Annotated in this window: 15 protein-coding genes; 12 read left to right on the top strand and 3 right to left on the bottom strand. The window is 57.2% G+C overall.

All coding sequences use genetic code 11. The annotated features are described in order from the left end of the window. Positions 1-92 precede the first annotated feature (92 nt). The 6 genes from argJ (at position 93) to argH (ending at position 6945) form a co-directional block, all read left to right on the top strand. Positions 93-1298 (top strand): bifunctional glutamate N-acetyltransferase/amino-acid acetyltransferase ArgJ, encoded by a 1206-nt coding sequence (gene argJ, locus ABV300_RS04345; RefSeq protein WP_353715299.1) that lies wholly within the window; start codon positions 93-95, stop codon positions 1296-1298. Next, positions 1279-2079, top strand: coding sequence for an acetylglutamate kinase (argB, locus tag ABV300_RS04340; protein WP_353715298.1), 801 nt, complete (start codon positions 1279-1281; stop codon positions 2077-2079). The genes argJ and argB overlap by 20 nt, the downstream gene beginning before the upstream one ends. 16 nt (positions 2080-2095) lie before the next feature. Then, positions 2096-3295 carry an aspartate aminotransferase family protein gene (locus tag ABV300_RS04335; protein ID WP_353715297.1) on the top strand — a complete coding sequence of 400 codons (1200 nt, stop codon included), beginning with the start codon at positions 2096-2098 and terminating at the stop codon, positions 3293-3295. 7 nt (positions 3296-3302) lie between these two features. After that, complete coding sequence (locus ABV300_RS04330) at positions 3303-4178, top strand: hypothetical protein (RefSeq protein ID WP_353715296.1); 876 nt, start codon at positions 3303-3305, stop codon at positions 4176-4178. A gap of 95 nt (positions 4179-4273) precedes the next feature. Next, a complete protein-coding gene (locus tag ABV300_RS04325) occupies positions 4274-5476 on the top strand; it encodes an argininosuccinate synthase (protein ID WP_353715295.1) in 1203 nt (400 codons plus the stop codon). Between the two features lie 95 nt (positions 5477-5571). Continuing rightward, a complete protein-coding gene (gene argH / locus ABV300_RS04320; protein ID WP_353715294.1) occupies positions 5572-6945 on the top strand; it encodes an argininosuccinate lyase in 1374 nt (457 codons plus the stop codon). 81 nt (positions 6946-7026) lie between these two features. Here the strand turns inward: argH and rpmB are convergent, their stop codons facing one another. Next, positions 7027-7212, bottom strand: a complete 186-nt coding sequence (gene rpmB, locus ABV300_RS04315; protein ID WP_353715293.1) for a 50S ribosomal protein L28 — start codon at positions 7210-7212, stop codon at positions 7027-7029. Positions 7213-7351: 139 nt separating this feature from the next. Between rpmB and ABV300_RS04310 the strand changes: the two genes are divergently transcribed. From ABV300_RS04310 to argS, 6 genes are all read left to right on the top strand, one after another. Next, positions 7352-8983, top strand: coding sequence for a DAK2 domain-containing protein (locus tag ABV300_RS04310; protein ID WP_353715292.1), 1632 nt, complete (start codon positions 7352-7354; stop codon positions 8981-8983). A 34-nt stretch (positions 8984-9017) separates the two neighbouring features. Further along, positions 9018-9860, top strand: a complete 843-nt coding sequence (locus ABV300_RS04305; protein WP_353715291.1) for a DegV family protein — start codon at positions 9018-9020, stop codon at positions 9858-9860. 31 nt (positions 9861-9891) lie between these two features. After that, positions 9892-10749 (top strand): DegV family protein, encoded by an 858-nt coding sequence (locus tag ABV300_RS04300; RefSeq protein ID WP_353715290.1) that lies wholly within the window; start codon positions 9892-9894, stop codon positions 10747-10749. A 61-nt stretch (positions 10750-10810) separates the two neighbouring features. Next, positions 10811-13306 (top strand): ATP-dependent DNA helicase RecG, encoded by a 2496-nt coding sequence (recG, locus tag ABV300_RS04295; protein WP_353715289.1) that lies wholly within the window; start codon positions 10811-10813, stop codon positions 13304-13306. 126 nt (positions 13307-13432) lie between these two features. Beyond that, entirely contained in the window at positions 13433-14539 is a 1107-nt protein-coding gene (locus ABV300_RS04290) for a PQQ-dependent sugar dehydrogenase (RefSeq protein ID WP_353715288.1), read from the top strand. 80 nt (positions 14540-14619) lie between these two features. After that, the gene (gene argS, locus ABV300_RS04285; protein ID WP_353715287.1) at positions 14620-16293 is read left to right on the top strand and encodes an arginine--tRNA ligase; all 1674 of its coding nucleotides are present in this window, start codon (positions 14620-14622) and stop codon (positions 16291-16293) included. A 69-nt stretch (positions 16294-16362) separates the two neighbouring features. Here the strand turns inward: argS and ABV300_RS04280 are convergent, their stop codons facing one another. Together ABV300_RS04280 and ABV300_RS04275 are read right to left on the bottom strand one after the other, a co-directional pair. After that, complete coding sequence (locus tag ABV300_RS04280) at positions 16363-18654, bottom strand: hydrophobe/amphiphile efflux-3 (HAE3) family transporter (RefSeq protein WP_353715286.1); 2292 nt, start codon at positions 18652-18654, stop codon at positions 16363-16365. A gap of 33 nt (positions 18655-18687) precedes the next feature. After that, positions 18688-18942, bottom strand: coding sequence for an AbrB/MazE/SpoVT family DNA-binding domain-containing protein (locus ABV300_RS04275; RefSeq protein ID WP_058439851.1), 255 nt, complete (start codon positions 18940-18942; stop codon positions 18688-18690). Positions 18943-18992 lie beyond the last annotated feature (50 nt).

The following is an 18992-nucleotide window of genomic DNA, read 5'->3' as shown; positions in this document are numbered from 1 at the left end:
TATATCTGAAATTCTTCGGGACAATAAATATATATTTCTAATGAAGAGCTTTGCCCCCTTCCTGAGGCTATGTTATATTCTATCATCGTATTATGGACACCAGACTCAAGGTCATCCCCGATGGGTCGATCAGCTCGACGCCGGGCTTCCGGGCTGGGGCCGTCGCCGCCGGCATTAAAAAAGTTGCCGGTGCCCTTGACCTGGGTGTGGTAACGGCTGAAAGACCTTGCACCGCGGCAGCCGTCTTCACTAGCAACCGCTTCAAAGCGGCACCGGTTGTGCTGTCGCAAAGGCATCTTGTGTCAGGGAAAGTCCGGGCAATCATTGTCAATGCCGGTTGCGCCAACGCCGGTACCGGGAAAATCGGCTACAACAACGCCTCGGCCATGACCGAGACGGCAGCCCTTAAACTAGGCATTGACAAGCAAAGTGTACTGGTGGCCTCCACCGGCGTTATTGGGGTTCAGCTGCCGATCGAAAAAATCCGCACCGGGATTGACCGGTTAGAGCTTTCGACCGATGGTGGCCATGATTTCGCCCGAGCCATCATGACTACAGATACGATTCCCAAGGAATTCGCCGTCATTTCGCCCGAATATGGCTTCACCGTCGCCGGGTGCGCGAAGGGTTCCGGCATGATCCACCCGGACATGGCCACTATGTTATGCTTTATTACCACCGATGCCGTCATAAGCGCCGCTAACCTCCAGCGGCTGCTCAAACGGGTGGTCGATAAGTCTTTCAACGTCATCTCCGTCGACGGCGACACGTCTACGAACGACTGCGTCTTCCTGCTGTCCAGCGGGGCCGCCGGCATCGAACTCAAGCCCGGCGCCGCCGCCTACCGAGCCTTCGGAAAAGCCTTGGAATACGTCTGCGTCGATCTTGCCAGGGCCATCGCCCGCGACGGCGAAGGCGCCACCAAGCTTATCGAAATGACAGTAAGCGGCGCTGCTTCAGCCGCCGATGCCCGCAAGGTAACTCGCACAGTACTGTCTTCGCCGCTGGTCAAAACAGCGGTCCACGGAGCCGACCCAAACTGGGGCAGAATCATCGCCGCCGCCGGCCGCAGCGGGGCAAAATTCGACCTCGACCGGGTAAACTTGAAGATCGGCGAAGTGGAAGTGTTGAAAAACGGCGCCCCGCTGCCATTCGACAGGAAACTTGCCTCAGCCCAGTTCGCCGGAAAGAACGTCCACATCCGGCTCGACCTCGGGCTGGGCAGGGCTTCGGTCACCGGCTGGGGCTGCGATATGAGTACCGAATATGTGCGCATCAATGCCGACTACACAACGTAGAGAAAACGCCGACAATATCGTCGTCGTCAAACTCGGCGGCTCAGTCCTGGGCAGCCGCGACACCTCACTGGAAGATGTCGCCCGTCTCAAAAAAGAGGGTTATCTCCCGGTGGTCGTCCATGGCGGCGCGGCTGCTGTCAACAATTGGCTGAAACGCCTCAACATCACTCCGAAAATCGTCCAGGGCGAGCGCGTGACCGATAAGGACACGCTGGATGTAGTAGCGGCCGTCTTAGCCGGATTGGTCAATAAGGAAACGGTGGCCATGCTTCTCGACCTTGGGATCAAGGCGGCAGGCCTGTCCGGTGTTGACGCAGGAATGATCCGCGGTCGGCCCCGCGGTGCCGATTGGGGCTATATGGGCGATGCCGCGCGTGTCGATCCCTCCGTCATCGCCACTTTGCTGAAGGATGGCTTTGTACCGGTGGTGTCGCCGGTTTCGCTGAACAATACCGACAACCCGGTGCGCCTGCTTAACATCAATGGCGACCCGGTCGCCGGCGAACTGGCGGCAGCTCTCCAGGCGGAGCGGTTGGTCTTTCTCACCGACGTTCCGGGCATCAAGGACAGCGGCGGCGAAGTCATCAATACGTTATCCGCCGCCGAAGCGGAATACCTTGTAAATTCCGGCGTAGCTACTGGCGGCATGGTGCCCAAGATACGCGCGGCGGTCCGCGCTTCGGCGGCGGGCACGGTCACCAGCATCATCGACGGCAGGCAGCCTCATATTCTGTATAATGAGATCACCCGAGGCGGGTCCGGGACATCGATTTCCGCTTAGGGTCAAAGGGTAACATATGGCTAACTGGAAGGAACTGGAAAAAAAGTATTTCATGCGCACGCTGGTGCGGGCGCCGCTGACCATCGTCAAGGGTCAAGGCAGCTACGTCTGGGACGAATCCGGCCGTAAATACTTAGATTTCGTCGCCGGCTGGGCGGTCAATTCGCTCGGTCACTGCCACCCGGCGGTGGTCGAAGCCGTCAAAAGCCAGGTCGGTGAGCTAATCCAGACATCAAACCATTATTACACCATCCCGCAGCTGCAGTTGGCTCAGCTGCTGGTTGAAAACAGCTCCCTGAACAAAGTCTTCCTGTGCAACTCGGGCGCCGAAGCCACCGAGGGAGCCGTCAAGCTGGCGCGCCGCTACGGCAAGTTGCATCTAAACGGCGCCTACGAGGTCATTACCGCCACCGGCTCGTTCCACGGCCGGACGCTGGCCATGGTCTCCGCTTCCGGGCAGCTCAAACACCAGCAGCCCTACACCCCATTGCCCGCCGGCTTCATCAACGTGGCATACGACAGCATCGAAGCCATCATGGAGGCGACAACCAGCACCGTCTGCGCCGTGATGCTGGAACCTGTCCAGGGCGAAGGCGGCGTCAACGTTCCGTCGCCTAATTACCTTAAAGAAGTCCGCCGCTGGTGTGACGAAAAAGGCATCGTCCTGATTTTGGACGAAATCCAAACCGGCATCGGCCGAACTGGTTCACTTTTTGCCCACCAGATTTACGGGATTGAACCTGACGTGATGACCCTGGCCAAGGGACTGGGCGGCGGTTTGCCGATCGGCGCCATCATGGCCAAAGACAAGTTTTCGGTCTTTACCGCCGGCGAGCACGGTTCAACTTTCGGCGGCAACCCGGTGACCTGCGCCGCAGCCTACGCCGCGCTGGCTTTCATAATTGAAAACGATATTCCCCGCAACGCATACGATATGGGAGCCCGACTTGCCGATGGACTCAAGCGCATTAAAGAGCGCTGGCCGACACTGATCACTGAAATCCGCGGCAAAGGTTTGCTCCTGGCGGTTCAGTTCTCCGAAGATATCGCCAAGGAACTGACGCAGAAATGTCTTGAGAACGGCCTTCTGGTAAACGATGTCAAGCCAAATGCCCTCAGGCTGATGCCGGCGCTCAACATTACCGAGGATGAAGTCGAAGAAGCGCTAAGCCTCCTCGAGATGGCTTTATGCCGACTGCGCTCCTGCCAGGGATAAAGGGCTCATGCTGATCTTCCTGCTGATTGCCGGGATCCTTTCAGTCCTGGTGTTTTTAAGCTGGCAGGTGCCGGAACCAGGTCTGATGCGACGGGCTTACAACGCCGCGCCCCTGACGGAAGCCGATTTAGAATCCGTCCCTCGTGATGTTCGGGAAGATGCCGAAACCACCGCCGGGCAGCTCCACCGGCGCAACCGGGCAAAAAAAACCCGGCTATTGCGCGATATGCTGGCAACTTATCTGGCGCTGCGCCACTCAGACATCCTGATACTTTTTAACTCCGGGGGCTATGGCTGGACGGCGCTCGATAAAGCCTCCGGATACGCCACCATAGTGAGCGCCATCGAAGACGAACTGGTCGCCCGACGCTGCCGGGTGATGGTGTTGAATTACCAGAGGGCTTACCGTTCTCTGCGCGGTTATGTCAGCGAGATATTAAATGCCGGAGCCAAGTCCATCGCCAAACCCGCTGAGTTAGCGACGCGTTTGCGTTTCCTGTGGCGCCATTTGCCGGGTCTGCGCGTCCTGATGGCAGCCGAAAGCAACGGCACGGTTATGTCCAACCAGGTGATGAGGTTGCTGCCGGATGAAGCGCGGCTGTTTTCAATCGAGCTCGGGCCGCCTTTCTGGTATCAGAGCTTCCAGAACGAACGCGTTATCAACCTGCGTTCGAATGGAACCACACCTGACGCCTTCAGCTATGGGCAGTGGCGGCGGGCTTTCAAAGCCAACTGGGATGCCTTACGCGGCCGCCATCCGTCAGCGCCAGGTAATGTCCTGCTCTACATCGGCGCGCCAGGCCACGACTATAATTGGGATAACTATCCGTTAATCCGAGACACTATCCGTGATTTTTTAAAAAAACATTTCAACCGCTGTTAGTTCCGGTCCCGGTCGCCTTCCGCGACCGGCATTGGCGGCGCCAGCCCTGTTTGTAGCATAATATGTACTATCCGCGATTAAAAGAAAGGTCTTCTATGGCTGATAAAGTAGTCCTGGCATATTCCGGCGGCATTGACACCTCGGCGGCCATCCCGTGGCTGAAAGAGCATTACGGCATGGACGTTATCACCCTGACTATTGACGTCGGCAACGAGCGTGATTTCACCGTCATCCGCGATAAGGCGCTCAAAGTCGGTGCCGTAAAAGCCCTGGTTGTGGACGCCAGGAAAGAATTTGTAGAGGATTATATCTGGAAGGCGCTGGCCGCCGGCGCCCTATACGAGAATGAGTACCCTTTGGCCACCGCCCTTGGCCGGCCGCTCATCGCCAAACTGCTGGTAGATGTCGCTCTGGCGGAAGGCGCTGCCGCCATCGCCCACGGCTGCACCGGCAAAGGCAATGACCAGGTGCGCTTTGACGTGGCTACAGCCGCCCTGGCGCCTCAATTGAAAGTCATCGCCCCTGCACGGGAATGGGGCATGACCCGCCAGCAAACCATCGAATACTGCAGGAAATACCACATTCCCCTGCCCGTAACCGCCCGCAGCCCTTACTCCATCGACGAAAATCTCTGGGGCCGGTCGTGCGAGTGCGGCGTGCTGGAAGACCCCTGGACGGAGCCCCCGGCTGATGTCTTTGCCTGGACTCGGGAGGTCAAGGACACGCCGGAGAAACCGGCTTACATCACTATCGGCTTCCGCCGCGGTGTGCCGATCACGTTGAATAGCCGCCGCCTGGACGGCGTCGCCATAGTATCGGCGCTTAATGAAATCGCCGGCGCCCACGGCATCGGGCGCATCGACCACGTCGAAAACCGACTCGTCGGTATCAAATCGAGAGAGATTTACGAAGCTCCGGCGGCTGTCATCCTGCTTAAAGCACACGCCGCGCTGGAAGCGATGACGCTGGCCAAGGACCAGGCGCGCTTCAAGGCTAAGGTAGCCCAGGAGTACGCCGACCTCATCTATAACGGCCTGTGGTTCTCCGCCCACAAGACTGACCTCGATGCTTATATCAAGAACAGTCAAAAATACGTCACCGGCACGGTGCGCCTCAAGCTGGAGCGCGGCGGCTTCCGCGTCGTCGGCCGCAAGTCGCCCTATTCCCTCTACAGTCACGGCCTGGCCACTTACGAGACAGGCGATAAATTCGACGCCTCAGCCGCCGTCGGCTTCATCAAAATCTGGGGTCTGCCGGTCAGGACGCAGGCGCGGGCGCAGACACTTAAAACCGAATAGCAAGTTCACAATAACCAAACATTTGAACGTTATCGTTCGGGGAAGGTTCGGGATTTAGTGTTCGGCTCCCGGCTGTTGGTTAAGAGGGGGAAATCATGAGTCACGTTCGAAGCCGTTTCGACAAACCCGCTGACGAACTGGTCATCAAATATACTACTTCTTTGCCGTTTGACTGGCGGCTGTATCGCGAAGATATCCGCGGTTCTATTGCCCATGCCAGGATGCTGGCCAAGCAGGGGATTATCGACCCGGAAGACGCTCTGGCAATGATCAAAGGTCTCGTCGAGATTGAACTGGAAATCACCGACGGCAAGTTCGAGTTCAAGCCGGAGATGGAAGACATACATATGGCCATCGAAGCGCGCCTCAAAGCTAAAATCGGCGAAGCCGCCGGGCGCCTGCATACCGCCAGATCCCGTAACGACCAGGTTGCTACCGACCTGCGGCTTTACTTGAAAGACGTGCTGACCTGGACCATCGAGTCAACTAAAACGCTCCAGGAGGCTTTTGTTGGCCTGGCCGAAAAACATATTGGCGTTGCCCTGCCCGGCTACACCCATCTCCAACCCGCCCAGCCGATACTGCTGGCTCACCACTACCTGGCCTACTTCGAAATGTTCCAGCGCGACCGGGAACGCTTGGCTGACTGCCTGGAGCGTACCGATGTCATGCCGCTGGGGTCCGGCGCGCTTGCCGGCGTAGCTTACGACATCGACCGTGGGTTTGTCGCCAGGGAACTTGGATTTAGATCCATCAGCCGGAATAGCCTTGATGCCGTGTCCGATCGGGATTTTGTGGTTGAGTTTATGGCGGCGGCTTCTCTGGCGATGATGCACCTTTCCAGGCTATCCGAAGAACTGGTCATCTGGAGCGGCATGGAGTTCGGCTTCATTGAGATAGATGATGCCTATGCTACCGGTTCTTCCATTATGCCGCAGAAGAAAAATCCTGACGTGGCTGAGCTCTGCCGTGGCAAGACCGGCCGGGTCTACGGTCACCTGATGGGGCTGTTGACGACGCTCAAAGGCTTGCCCCTGGCCTACAACCGCGATCTCCAGGAGGATAAGGAGGCAGTTTTCGACACTGCCGATACGCTCCTGCTGTCACTTAAGGTGGCCGCCGGTATGATACGAACGATCAAAGTGCGGCCCGACAGGATGTTAACGTCGGTCGACCGCAGCTACCTGTTGGCCACCGACCTGGCCGACTACCTGGTGAAGAAGGGCGAGAGCTTCCGAAACGCGCACGGAATCGTCGCTCGGCTGGTCAGCCACTGCGCCAAAGAAGGCAAGACCTTCCCGGACCTTGCCCTGGATGCCTACAGACAGTTTTCGCCGCTCTTCGGCGAGGACGTATTCAACCTTGGCGTTGACACCTCGATTGATTCTAAAGACAACCCCGGCGGCACGGCCAGGCGGCGGGTTAATGAGGCAATTGTGGCGGCGAAAGAGCTACTGGCTGAATCTTGAACATCATTGAGCCGAATAAATCCTGGCAAAATAAAAACTACCGCTGAAATCAGCGGTAGTTTGTTCATCGGAGAATCGGGCTTAAGCCGCGGCCATCTTTGACAATGTACGCAGGCAGCGGGTGCACAGCGACAACCGGGTGGATTTGCCGTCCAGGAGAACCCGCGCCGGATGGCAGTTGGGTTCAGAGCGGCGGTTGGTGCGCCGTTTGGAATGGGACACGTTATGGCCGTATTGAGGGGTTTTACCGCAATAATCGCATTTCATGGGATGGATGTGGACTCCTTTGACTATTCATTTGACGATAATATACAATGCCGTTCGGTAAATATAACATATCCCCACCCGGAGTTACAAATTAACAAACGACGGCGCCTCTCTCAGGCGCCTCCAGAGGTGTAAGATTATGTCAGCCCACGCGACCATGTCCGGACAGGAAATGCGCGATATGCTGGCCGCCGCCGCCGCCTGGCTGGAAAAAAGCGCTTCCGATATTGATGCCCTGAACGTTTTCCCGGTGCCTGACGGAGACTGCGGCACCAATATGCTCCTCACTCTCCGCTCCGCCGTGGAAGAAGCCGGAAAAGTCTCCGCCGCCGACATTGGCGCCATGTCAGGCGCTGTTGCCAAGGGAGCTCTCATGGGCGCGCGTGGCAATTCAGGAGTCATTTCCTCGCAGATCTGGCGGGGCGTGGCCATGGTCTTCAAGGATAAAGAAGCGGCCACGGCCAGCGATTGGGCGGCAGCCTGGACACAGTCCGTTGAGACTGCTTACAAGGGCCTGTCAAATCCCGTTGAAGGCACTATCCTGACCGTCCTGAAAGATGTCGCCGCCGCCGCCCGGGCTTCGGCTGAGAAAGACGAATCGATCGTCCATTTGATTGAACAATCGATGAACGCCGCCTGTGAATCGGTCGCCCGGACGCCGAGCCTGCTGCCGGCGCTGCGGGATGCCGGAGTCGTTGACGCCGGCGGACAAGGCCTGTATACGGTACTGGAAGGCATGCTGCATTTCCTCCGGGGCGAGACCGAGCAGATGCAGTTCAAGAAATCACATGTTATCGCTTCATCAGTACCGGTGTCGGCCAAAGCGGTACGTTTATCTCCAACCGATGAAGAGCCTTTCGGTTACTGCACAGAGTTCCTCCTGAAAGGAGAGAACCTGGAACTGGAAAAGATCCGCGCCAGGCTCAAGCGCAAAGGTCAGTCGCTCATCGTCGTCGGCGATGCCTCGACTATCCGGGTCCATATTCATGCTATTGCACCGGGCAGGGTCCTGAATTACGTGACCAAGCTGGGCACAGTCCATAAGGTATCGATCCGGAATATGGACGAACAGCACGAGGATTTCCTGGCGCTTCAGAAAGACCGGCAGCCGATGATTGATATCGCTATTGTGGCTATCGTAGCGGGAGATGGCTTCGCCGATGTCTTTGCCTCCCTCGGCGCCGCGGGAATCGTCCCTGGGGGCCAAACGATGAATCCGTCCACCAAAGAGATCTATCAGGCGGTTGAAGCAGCCGCTTCTGATAAAGTCATCATATTGCCCAACAACAAAAACATCATTCCTGCCGCCGAGCAGGTCAAGCATCTTTCAGGCAAGACTCTGGCGATCATTCCCACCGAGAGCCTGCCCCAGGGCGTGGCGGCGCTGCTGGCGTTCGATTATGAAGCTGATTTTGATACCAACGTCAGCCGAATGAACGACGCCAAAGCTCACGTCCGGACGGTGGAGATTACCCATGCTGTCCGCGATACCAAAATCAACGGTTTTGTGATCAAGAAGCACCAGGCTATCGGCCTTCTGGACGGCCATCTGGCGGCGGTGGACGAAGTATCCGACAAAGTGCTGGCTGATCTGCTGGCTAAATCCGACCTTTCCAGGGTAGAAGTCATGACCCTGTATTACGGAGCCAACACCACCGAGGCGGCGGCGCGGGCCATGGCTGACAGCCTGGCGGTAAAATATCCGGGGCGTCAAGTAGAGGTCGTTTCCGGCGGCCAGCCGCATTACGATTATATTGTATCCCTGGAGTAACCGGCTCGACCGGAATATCCTTGAAGGTGAGCCCATGGGCGTCAAGATCGTTACCGACTCAACATCCGACCTCACACCGGCGCTGGCAAAAGAGTTTGGTATCAGCGTCGTACCGTTGACTGTGTCTTTCGGCCGCGAGTCTTTTCTGGACCGGGTCGAGATTTCCACCGATGAATTTTACCGCAGATTAGCCGCAGAAGAGATCTTTCCCCATACCACTCAGCCTTCACCCAATGCCTTTTTAAACGTTTATAAAAAGCTCTGCGGCGACGCTGATGGCGTCTTGGTCATCACCATTTCCAAAAAGCTGTCGGGAACATTTGATTCCGCCGTGTCCGCCGCCCAGCTTTTGGAAAAACCCAGTTGCCGCATCGAGGTAGTCAACTCGGAAGTCACCGCGGCAGCTCTGGGGTTACTGGCTATCTGGGCGGCTAAAAAGGCTGCCGCTGGCCTGGGGCTGGACGAATTAAAAAAAGCAGTGACCGAACAGGCTGCCTGCACCAAGCCGGTAATGGCCTTCGATACACTGAAATATCTGGCCCGAGGCGGCCGTATCGGCAAAGCTCAGGGACTGCTGGGTTCCTTGCTCTCGGTTAAACCCGTTCTGACGATGAGCGACGGTCAGGTGGCGCCGCTAACGCGGGTACGCTCAATGAATGCCGCCATAGATGTGCTGTACAATTTTGCCGCCGGCCACCGTCAAATTGACGAAATGGCCGTGGAATACGCCACCACGCCGGAGATGGCTGATGCACTGATAGACCGCCTGTCAGACCTTCACCCCAGGGAAAGGATCTACCGGACAACCGTCAGTCCGGTCTTAGGCGCCTACATGGGCCCCAGCGTGCTCTCGGTGTCTGTTATGGGCAAGACTTAGCGAGCCCGGAAACACCCCCTAGGCAACTCGGATGCGCATCAAGATCATCACCGATTCCACCGCAGATCTGCCGACAGACTTGGTACACGACCTGGGTATCGCCGTGGTACCGGTCTATGTCCGCTTCGGTAATGAAGTTTTCCGTGACGGCGTGGACATCACCCAGGAAGAGGTTTACCGCCGTCTGTTGGCTGGTGAAGTGCCGCCGGCCACTTCTCAGCCGTCTCCCGCCGACTTTGCCGCTGTCTACAGTGAACTGCTCAAAGACCACGACCAAATCATCTCCATTCACCTTTCCAGCAAGCTTTCAGGAACGTTCAACTCAGCGTTATCCGGGCGTGATCTGTTGCTTGAGAAAGCCCGCATCACCGTACTCGACTCTCTTTCGCTCTCCATGGGCCTGGGACTGGCTACGGTAACCGCGGCGCGCCTCTCCCTGGCAGGCGCCGGCAAAGAGGAGATAATTGAATCGGTCAGACAAACAGCGCCTTTAACCCGCATCCTTGCCATGTTTGACACCTTGAAGTACGCTTTCCGCAGCGGCCGGCTGGGTGCCGCAAAGTCGCTCATCGGCGGCATATTAAACGTTAAACCGCTGCTGACATTAAGGGATGGCTCATTCTGGCCGGTCGGTATTGCCCGGACTCGCGCCCGGGCGTTGGACACAATGGTCGATTTGGTAAGAAAGACCCCTGATATCGCCGATGTCGCCGTCGTCTACGCCACCACTCCGGACGAAGCCGAAACACTTAAGGAACGACTTTCGGCATTCGTTGAAAAGACACGAATCCACATTTCCCAGTTGGGACCGGCGTTGGGCGCCCACGGCGGACCGGGCATCATGGCCGTATTTATCAGGCAACAGCCGGCAGCCCTACCATTGGTGTAAACGCCATTAATTCACCTCGTTCCTGTGCCGCATCCAGTGTTTTCCGGTATAATCAGTTCAAATGTCTCAGTCTCTGGAAAAACTGAAAGCCGTTATCAGCCTTGAAAAGAAGAAAGGTTGCCTGGATACGGCCGTCATCGGGGGGCTGGATAAGTTCCTGGCTAACTGGGCTTCGGAGACTTCGGCAGGCATTGTCAACCGGACTCAATTATCCCGGTTCAATAAATTTATCAGCGCTTTTGACTACGCCGGTTCACCAGCCGCGGCGCGATCCGCCGCTCTCGACCGGCTGGTCGAGTTCGCCGAAGAGTTAGAGGCGGCGGCTAAGGTTACTAGCGCCGGTAAGGTATCGTCGGAATCAGTTGAGCCGGCATTTACCGTAGCTGAATCCGCTCCGAAATACAGGCTCAAACAGGTCTCGGTCAAAAAAGCGGCAGGTCCCCCGGTAACGTCCCTGGAATTGCCGGTTAACGCTTTCAAAGGCGTTTCTGACGCCACCGCCGCCAAGTTGAAAAAACTTGGTATCGAGAACGTCCGCGATCTGCTGTATCATTTCCCAGCCCGCCACGTTGATTACTCCCGTACCGCCAAGATTTCGTCTTTGTCACCCGGCCCGGATCAGACCATCGTCGCCAATGTCTGGGAGGTGCGGCTGACCACTCCAGGCGGCCGCAGGTCCACTGAGGCGATCCTTGGCGACGAGACCGGTAATATCCGTGCCCTGTGGTTCAACAATCCTTATCTGGTTCGGCAGATCAAGAACGGCGACCGCCTGGTAATTTCCGGCCGGGTGAGCGCGTGGAAGGGTATGTTGGTTTTCGAATCGCCGGAATGGGAGAAACTGGAGGAAAAAGAACTCGTCCACACAGGGCGATTAGTGCCGGTCTATCCCTTGACCGCCGGCCTTTACCCGCGAGCCCTGCGAAAATTGATGAAAGAGGTGGTGGACGGCTTCACCCCGGCGCTGGAGGACTACCTGCCCGCCGATATTAAAGACCGAAGGCGACTGGCCGATCTGCCGCAAGCCGTGACCCAGGCCCATTTTCCGGCCGACGAACCGTCTTACAATGCGGCCAGGATGCGTCTTGCCTTCGATGAATTGTTCTTCCTCCAGCTCGGCGTGTTAGCGCGCAAACGCGCCTGGCAGCATTCACAACCCGCGGCGAGCATCACTGCCGACCAGGTACTGCTCACCCGATTCGTTGATTCACTTCCGTTCAAACTCACCGGTGCCCAGCGGCGGTCACTCGACGAGATACTGGCCGATCTCAAACGCACCGAAGCCATGAGCCGTCTGCTTCAGGGCGAGGTCGGCTCAGGCAAAACGGTAGTAGCCACTGCTGCGATTCTTATAGCTGTCAATGCCGGTTTCCAGGCGGCCTTCATGGCCCCGACGGAGATTTTGGCCGAGCAACACTTCCGCTCGGTGACCGCCATGCTCGATCGCCTGGCGGTGCAGAAGCAGCACAGTGACCATTCAGTCAGTTATTTTGGCATCATGCCGGATCGGCCGCTCACCGTGGCATTACTCATCGGTGACGCCAAGGAGTCAGGCAAGTCAGCCGTCCGCGACCTGGTGAGAAACGGTGGCATCGACCTGATCATCGGCACCCACGCTCTGATTCAGAAATCGATGAGGTTCAAGAGACTGGGCGCAGCTGTTATTGATGAGCAGCACCGCTTCGGCGTGGAGCAGCGGCAAAGTCTGCGGCAGAAAGGCAGCAATCCGCACATCCTTGTGATGACGGCTACGCCGATACCTCGAACGCTGGCGCTCACCTTATACGGCGATCTCGATCTTTCTGTCATTGACGAACTGCCGCCGGGACGCCAAATCATCAAGACCCGGTGGCTCAAACCGGAGCAGCGGGGCAGCGCCTACGCCTTCATCAAGAAACAGCTCGCTATGAAACAGCAAGCCTTCATCGTCTGCCCGCTGGTGGAGGAGTCGGAAGCCGTGCAGGCACGGGCCGCTACCGCCGAATACGAAAACCTTAAAATGGAGGTCTTTCCGGAATACCGGCTCGGCCTGTTGCACGGCCGTTTGACCGCCGCGGAGAAAGACTCGGTCATGGGCGCCTTTAAGGACGGCAAACTGGATATTCTCGTTTCGACACCGGTTATCGAGGTCGGCATTGACGTGCCCAACGCCACGGTGATGCTCATTGAGTCCGCCGACCGCTTCGGCCTGTCGCAGTTGCACCAGTTCCGCGGCCGGGTGGGCCGCGGTACCGAGCAGAGCTATTGCATGCTACTGGCCGAGAACCCGTCCGATGTCGCCAACGCCCGTTTGGGTGTTATTGAAAAGACCCAGGACGGCTTCGTGTTAGCTGAGGAAGACCTGAAACTCCGCGGCCCTGGCGAGTTTTTCGGCACCCGCCAGTCCGGTCTGCCGGACCTTAAGATGGCCAAACTCTCTGATGTCCCCATCCTCGAAATGGCTCGCGAGGAAGCCACACGTCTGTTCGAAGACGATCCCAGGCTGCAGAATCCGGAGCACCGCGCCCTGTATAAGGAACTAATCCGCATCTGGCCTCAGACGGGAGAGTGGAGTTAGCTGTAATTCACTCCCTGTTACCATTCTCGTAAGTTGTCGAACTATGAACAGTGAATGGCTGGCACAGTCTCTCTTGCCTCTTACCGGCGCCACACCCTATGATGTAATCCAAGGAGCACCAGCTAATTGTCTAGACCGCGCACTATCGCTACTATCCTCATCGTTGTCGTACTTGTCGCCGGCGGGTTTATCTGGTGGAATTTTCTAGCCCGACGCGCCATACCGCCGCCTCCCGACGGCAATTCACAGATAGCCTCAGCCGTCGTCGAGGGTCTGGAGATTCCCTGGGAATTAGCTTTTTTATCAGACGGAGCCATCCTGCTCACCGAACGCCCCGGCCGAGTCCGTTATATCGACTCGTCGGGCGCCCTTCGGGCTGATCCGCTGCCAGGCGTTGAGGGCGTGGCTGCCGTCGGCGAGGGCGGTCTGCTGGGATTGGCCCTCCATCCAGGTTTCGATTACAACCGCTGGATCTATCTTTACCATACCTATCGCGCCGGCAGCGGGCTGGCCAACCGGGTCGTCCGCTATACTTTAGGGAATGGCCTGACGCTCTCCGGATATACCGTCATAATCGATGGCATTCCCGGCGGCAATGTCCATAACGGCGGTCGAATTAAGTTCGGCCCGGACGGACTGCTATATATCGGCACCGGCGACTCAGGTATTGATACGCTCGCGCAGGACCTGAACTCGCTGGCCGGCAAGATACTCCGGCTGAACGATGATGGCTCGATCCCTTCAAACAACCCCTTCCCCAACTCGGCGGTCTATTCTTACGGCCACCGCAACGTTCAAGGTTTAGCCTGGGACGGCTTCGGCCAGCTATGGGCGACAGAGCATGGCTCCAATAATTTCGACGAGTTGAATCTCATTGAAGCCGCCAACAATTACGGCTGGCCAGTTGTCCGCGGCGAAACCACGGCTCCCGGCATGACCGGCCCCAAACTTCATAGCGGCAACGACACCTGGGCGCCTTCAGGCCTGACTTTTTTTCAAGGTTCGCTTTATTTTACCGGCCTTCGCGGTCAGAGCATTTTTGAATACAACCTTCAAACCGGGAGGTTGACGCGTTATTTGAACGGCATTTTCGGCAGGCTCAGGGACATTGTCAACGGCCCTGACGGTTACCTGTACGTCATTACGAACAATCTTGACGGCCGCGGCATACCGCTGGCCGGCGACGACCATCTGATCCGGATTAATCCGGCCAGGTTGGCGGAAACCGCCTGACACCCTAAACACCGCGTAAACGCCGCCGCTGCCGGGTGTGTTATAATCTAACCCATTCTAAAAACAAGCTGGAGACATAGTTGAACGGAATCCTCGGAATAAAAGGTTTGATTACCGACCTGCTGGCTCGCTCAATCGCCGGGGCGCAAGCCGGCGGCAGACTGCCGGTGGTAGCAATGCCACCGATCGTTCTCGAGCACCCTCAGAATCCGTCTCACGGCGACTATGCAACCAGCCTACCGCTGAAGATGGCCCGATCCACGGGCATGAAACCAATGGATATAGCCTCGGTTTTAACCGAGTACATACCAGCCGCCGCAGAGATCAAGAGCGTTGCCGTCGCCCATCCGGGTTTCCTTAACTTCGCCATCTCAGACGGCTGGATTACCGAGCAGGTTGAGGAGATCATCCGCTCCGGCGAGTGCTACGGCAATATTGATACAGGCGGCGGCCGGAAGATCCAGATCGAATACGTCTCAGCCAATCCCACCGGCCCCATCCACGTCGGCCACGGCCGGGGCGCCGTACTAGGCAGTTCGCTTGCCCTTGCCCTCAAAGCTGCGGGGTTCGAGGTACAGCAGGAATATTATGTCAATGACGCCGGCAATCAGGTGTTGTCATTCAAGCGGTCGCTCCTGGCCCGATATCTCCAACAGCTTGGCGTTGATGCTGAAATGCCTGCGGAAGGTTATTTCGGCAGTTACATGACAGACCTGGCGCGGGACATACTCCTGGAAGAAGGCGACCGTTTCCGTGACCTCCCGCCGGCCGAAGCGCTGGAACAACTCGGTACCGTCGGACTGCGGAAAATACTGGGGCTTATCCGGCAAGACCTGGCTGCCCTGGGTGTGAGCTTCGACCGCTGGTTTTCCGAGCAAAGTCTTTACGACAGCGGCGAGTTCGCCGGCGTCATCGAATTGCTGCAAAAAACCGGCTACATCGTGGAGAAGGAAGGCGCTACCTGGTTTGCTTCGACAGCGCTTGGCGAAAGCAAGGACAACGTCATCATCAGGAGCGACGGCACACCGACCTATTTCGCCTCGGACATAGCCTACCATTATGACAAGTTCATTCGCCGCAGTTTCAATTTAGGCATAAACATCTGGGGCGCCGACCACCAGGGTCATGTCTCCCGGATGAAGGCAGTGCTGCAGGCCCTGGGCATCGATCCGGCACGCCTGCACGTCATTATCTCCCAACTGGTAACCCTGCGCCGCGGCGAGGAACTGGTCAGACTTTCAAAACGCACCGGCGAGATCATCACTCTGCGCGAGGTGCTGGACGAAGTAGGCGCCGATGCTTGTCGCTTTAACTTCCTGTCCAGGAGTGCCGATTCCCAGATGGACTTCGACCTGGAGCTGGCCAAGAAGCAATCGGCGGAGAATCCGGTCTATTATGTCCAATACGCTCACGCCCGCATCTGCTCTATCATTAGCCTGGCCCGCGACAAGGCTATTGATTACACTGGAGGCGATGTCACCAGGCTGGTCGAACCGGCGGAACTCGAACTGCTTCGGAAAATGCTCCTACTGCCCGAAGTCATCGCCCAGGTCGCAGAAAGTTTTGAGCCGCACCACCTGGCCCACTACGCCGGCGTTCTGGCCGCCGCCTTCCACCAGTTCTACAAGGACTGCCGCGTCGTATCCGCCGACCTCCTACTGTCGCAGGCGCGCCTCAAGCTCGCTATGGCGGCGCGTACGGTGCTAGCCCGCACCTTGCACCTCATGGGCATGTCGGCGCCGGAGTGTATGTAAACCGCCGGACCGCAACTGAAGTAAAAAGGGCAAGCTTCTAGCTTGCCCTTTTTACTTTTCCTGAACAGCTTAGCCGGCGGCAGCCTTCGCCAGAATTCTTTCTTTCCTCAGATCAAAGGCCACAATGATCGTCGGCAGTACTACCAGGCTGGAGACCAGGGCGAAGCCGACGTTGATCATCGTTACCGCGCCGAAGTCGGTGAGGATAGGGAAATCGCGGGCAAAAAGCAGCGCGCCGAAACCGCCGACCACGGTCAGGCCGGAGGTGATGACCGCCCGGCCGATCTTAGTCATCGCGGTAGTCATAGCAGCCGCAGGAGCAGCGCCTTTTTGCCGCTCCTCTTGGTAACGCATCATCATCAGAATAGTGAATTCAACGCCGATGCCGATGATAAGAGAACCCAAAGTGGCGGTCAAAGCGGTGTATTTGATGCCGCCGAAATACATCACCACGCTGGACCAGCCGATAATCATGGCGATGGGTAGCGTGGCAATAGAAGCCTTCACCGCGTTAAACTTGAACAGCACAAACAGGCCGAGGAACACCAGTGCGATGCCTAGCAAAGTCATCTCTACCCGGCCAGTAGTCAGTGAATCCATGAGTTCGATGCCTATAACTCCCTGACCGGTGACCACTGCGGTAACGCCCGCAGGCGGCGAGCTGAGATAAGTATCAACCGTTTCCCGCAGCCCACGAAGGTCCTCTGTCGAAAGGCCGGGGGCGGTCATGACGGTGATATTCGCCAAAATCTTATCACTTGTCAGAAGATTGGCTTTCGCCAGTTCAGGCACCAACCCTAGAATCTGATCGATGGTTTCTTGGCTCGAGGGTAAATTCTCTCCCGCCGCCTGAGCGATCACCCCGGCGATGCTGTCCACGCGAAGTACCGGCACTACCGACTGGCTGAGCAGCCGCCCTTCCAGCGCCTGCATCCACCCCAGTACCTCCAACCGTGTCGCATCGTCAGCACGGACCATGACGTTGAACGCGGTTGAACCGCCTGACAATGCCGCCAGGTCGTTAAAATCCTTCATCAGCGGCAGGTCCTGGGAGATGTACTTGTTCTCGTCGGTCTCGGTCTCGATGCGGCTGTCCAGCCCGATTCCAATAACGGTGAATACCGCAGCGACGGCGATGATGAGCACTGGATTACGGATTATCCGTGGCGCCAGTTTCGCCAGGGCGCGTTCGACAATCCCAGCCTCGCTTCCGTCTTTCGGCAATGCCGTCTTCGATGCCGCTTTCTTACGCCTATCGTGTGAATACAACACTGGCAGCAGGATGAACAGCGAGACCAAATAGCAAGCAACAACGCCGATGATGAGGATCATGCCGAATTGACGAATCATTGGCACGGGAGACAGAAACAGGGCGGCAAATCCCAGGCAAGCGGCGATGATGGCAATGAGGATAGCCGGGCCGATGTGGGTTACCGAATCGATGATCGCCTCAGCTACCGTTTCACCGCGGCGGGCTTCTTCGTCATAACGGTTATGAAACTGGACGGCATAGTCCACTCCCAGTCCTATGAGGATTGGCAGGATGGCCATAGTGACCATAGTGATCGGCACGGACAGCCAGCCCATCATGCCGAAAGCGTAAATGCTGCCGATGATCACCGCCCCCAGCGGCAGCCAGCGCCAGGCAAAAAAACCGCGAACGGCGAAGACAACAGCCAGGATCATCAGCATCAAGAGCATGGAAATACCGATCATGGTGCTCATGCTCTGGGTCATGAGTTCTTCCATCTTGGCGAAGATAACCGAGGCGCCGGTAACCGAAGCTTCAATGCCGTTGAATGATGCCCTCCCGATAGCACCCCTGGCGGCGTCGACCACCGCGCTAACTTGCTCCAGGCTTGTTCCGCCCTCCATGGTGATGACGACTATGCCGAAATTGTCGGTAGGAAAGAAATGCTTCATCTCCGACCGAAGTGCCCCCTGGTCGAGCATTATCGCTTCGAGTGTTGCCTGGTCGGGCGGCAATAACGGCGCGCCAGCAATCTGTGCCATCGCCTGGCGCAAAGCGAATCCGGGACCGACTATCGACAGCACGCCGGCTTCTTTGCTCAATTGCTGCTCAATTGAATCAACAGCGGTGATATTATCAAGGTCGACCAGGTTTGCCAGCCCTTCTGCCCGGGCAAGAATGATGACGGTCTCAGCGCCGAAGTTGTCGTTGAACTCCTGATAATCCCGGTATACCTGGGAATCTGTCGAGATCATGGTTTCGATACCGGTGGCGAAGCTTAATCGAGAGGCGCCCACCACCGCCGCCAGAACCAGCAGAACACTGGCGGCGATAACCAAACCACGCCTCAATTCGATAAATAACCCTAATTTTCTAAAAAACCCGTTCATTTATACTGGTTCTCCGCTCTATTTCTACGCCACCTATTGAAGCGGCTCTTCCGCCGCCAATTCAAGAGCCCGCAGCATCTCCGACGCCCGCGCCAGAAACCCGGTGATATGTTCCGCTTTGACAACCATCAGTCCGCCCGGACTGCCGAACACCAGCAGCTTGGCTGAGGGAGTCAACTGGAAGTCTTTACGCGCCTCTACCGGGATGACCATCTGGCCGCGTTCGCCGATCGTGGTCGCTCCGTAGAACTTGGGAACCCAGACTTCGTCGAACTTCTTGTCAGTCATTATAGTCTTTACCTCATATAAGTATGATATATATGATATATTGCATCATA

This window comes from Dehalogenimonas sp. 4OHTPN, from assembly GCF_040448695.1.
Lineage (GTDB): Bacteria > Chloroflexota > Dehalococcoidia > Dehalococcoidales > Dehalococcoidaceae > Dehalogenimonas.
This window is presented reverse-complemented; position numbering and strand designations above follow the sequence as displayed.

What these genes read in the sequence shown, in the direction of transcription:
- argJ (WP_353715299.1), top strand. Translation starts at nt 93, where the DNA reads ATGGACACCAGACTCAAGGTCATCCCCGATGGGTCGATCAGCTCGACG.
- argB (WP_353715298.1), top strand. Translation starts at nt 1,279, where the DNA reads ATGCCGACTACACAACGTAGAGAAAACGCCGACAATATCGTCGTCGTC.
- ABV300_RS04335 (WP_353715297.1), top strand. Translation starts at nt 2,096, where the DNA reads ATGGCTAACTGGAAGGAACTGGAAAAAAAGTATTTCATGCGCACGCTG.
- ABV300_RS04330 (WP_353715296.1), top strand. Translation starts at nt 3,303, where the DNA reads ATGCTGATCTTCCTGCTGATTGCCGGGATCCTTTCAGTCCTGGTGTTT.
- ABV300_RS04325 (WP_353715295.1), top strand. Translation starts at nt 4,274, where the DNA reads ATGGCTGATAAAGTAGTCCTGGCATATTCCGGCGGCATTGACACCTCG.
- argH (WP_353715294.1), top strand. Translation starts at nt 5,572, where the DNA reads ATGAGTCACGTTCGAAGCCGTTTCGACAAACCCGCTGACGAACTGGTC.
- rpmB (WP_353715293.1), bottom strand. Translation starts at nt 7,212, where the DNA reads ATGAAATGCGATTATTGCGGTAAAACCCCTCAATACGGCCATAACGTG.
- ABV300_RS04310 (WP_353715292.1), top strand. Translation starts at nt 7,352, where the DNA reads ATGTCAGCCCACGCGACCATGTCCGGACAGGAAATGCGCGATATGCTG.
- ABV300_RS04305 (WP_353715291.1), top strand. Translation starts at nt 9,018, where the DNA reads ATGGGCGTCAAGATCGTTACCGACTCAACATCCGACCTCACACCGGCG.
- ABV300_RS04300 (WP_353715290.1), top strand. Translation starts at nt 9,892, where the DNA reads ATGCGCATCAAGATCATCACCGATTCCACCGCAGATCTGCCGACAGAC.
- recG (WP_353715289.1), top strand. Translation starts at nt 10,811, where the DNA reads ATGTCTCAGTCTCTGGAAAAACTGAAAGCCGTTATCAGCCTTGAAAAG.
- ABV300_RS04280 (WP_353715286.1), bottom strand. Translation starts at nt 18,654, where the DNA reads ATGAACGGGTTTTTTAGAAAATTAGGGTTATTTATCGAATTGAGGCGT.
- ABV300_RS04275 (WP_058439851.1), bottom strand. Translation starts at nt 18,942, where the DNA reads ATGACTGACAAGAAGTTCGACGAAGTCTGGGTTCCCAAGTTCTACGGA.